Genomic DNA, 1,322 nt, shown 5'->3' with positions numbered 1-1,322 from the left:
GTTTCGCAGTAGGATGAGTTCGTCACAAAATTCTGCCGCCAGATTGAGGTCGTGAAGTGCTGCGATAACGGTAAAGTTTTCCTCAACGGCTTTCTTTTTCACCATCGTCATTATGGAAAGCTGATGCCCATTCCTTCTGAGTTGGATTTCAACACCACCGCGCACGCTGTGTTGGACAGCACATTAGCTAAGGCATTTTCTATCTCACCCAGCTCTATCCGGTAGCCGTTAAGCTTCACTTGCTCGTCGTTTCGACCGCAGTAAATCAGTTCGCCTTGCTCATTCCAATAGCCAAGATCGCCGGTTTTGTAGAGCCTGTGAGTTTCCCCAAACACGTTCACTCGGACGAAACGTTCTAGCGTGGTATCTGGCTGATTCAAATACCCATTCGCTAACCCGTTTCCGCTTATGTAGATTTCTCCTTGAACACCGACAGGACAGGGTTGAGCGTATGGATTTAGCACATAGATTGCCGTGCCGCTGATCGGCTTGCCAATAGGCACTGAAGCTAGCTTAGACTCGGAATGGAACGTGTCTTTATAGCTGTAAGAGTACGTAGTGCACCCCACTGTGGCTTCGGTTGGTCCGTATTCATTAATGATTCGTGCATTGGGCAGCGAATTTGCGATACGTTTTGCGGTCATCGCATCAAACGCTTCTCCACCAACGACCAACGTGTGATTGGACAAAAGCGGTTGTTCTAAATCCAAGTAAAAACTCAAGGCTTTCAAATGGGTCGGCGTTAGCTTGAACACCGCTGGCTCTGAACTTGTCAGCGCATTGAGAATAGATTGGATTTCACTGCCGTCTTGCTCTATCAACGAAACCATTTTGCCTGCGACAAGCGGCGCTAATAAGGTGGTAATCGTGGCGTCAAAGTTGATTGATGAAGACACAATGCCGCGCTCAGCACTCCTGTAATACTGATGGGTACAATGCAACAGGTAGTTGAGCAGCGAACGGTGTGATACATCGACACCCTTGGGCGTACCCGTCGAGCCTGACGTATAAAGTACGTAAGCTCTGTCCGTCTTCATTTCCGCGCGGTTTAGAAGTTTATCCGGCGCGTTCAGCCCATCGAATCCCTGAAGTAACCGTTCGATGGTTTTGAATGAGGAGTGGTGTTGAAGTGCGGAATGCGCGCCTCCGAGCGTGAGCGCCACCCCAGACATTTCGACCATTCTCTCCAACCGTTCACTTGGGTAATCAGGATCAAGAGGCAGGTACGCTGCACCTGCTTTCAAAATTCCGAGTATCGCAATCAACACCTCGGGGCTACGATGAAAACTTACCCCAACTATACTGCTGCAGTCTGGCTCAAC

General features: G+C 49.4%; 1 protein-coding gene. It reads right to left on the bottom strand.

Annotated elements, in window-relative coordinates:
- Positions 1 to 110: 110 nt before the first annotated feature.
- On the bottom strand, positions 111 to 1,322 hold a 1,212-nt coding region (locus tag RH89_RS15165; protein ID WP_004403724.1), incomplete at its 5' end, for an amino acid adenylation domain-containing protein.

The organism is Vibrio nigripulchritudo ATCC 27043, from assembly GCF_000222685.1.
GTDB lineage: Bacteria > Pseudomonadota > Gammaproteobacteria > Enterobacterales > Vibrionaceae > Vibrio > Vibrio nigripulchritudo.
This window is presented reverse-complemented; position numbering and strand designations above follow the sequence as displayed.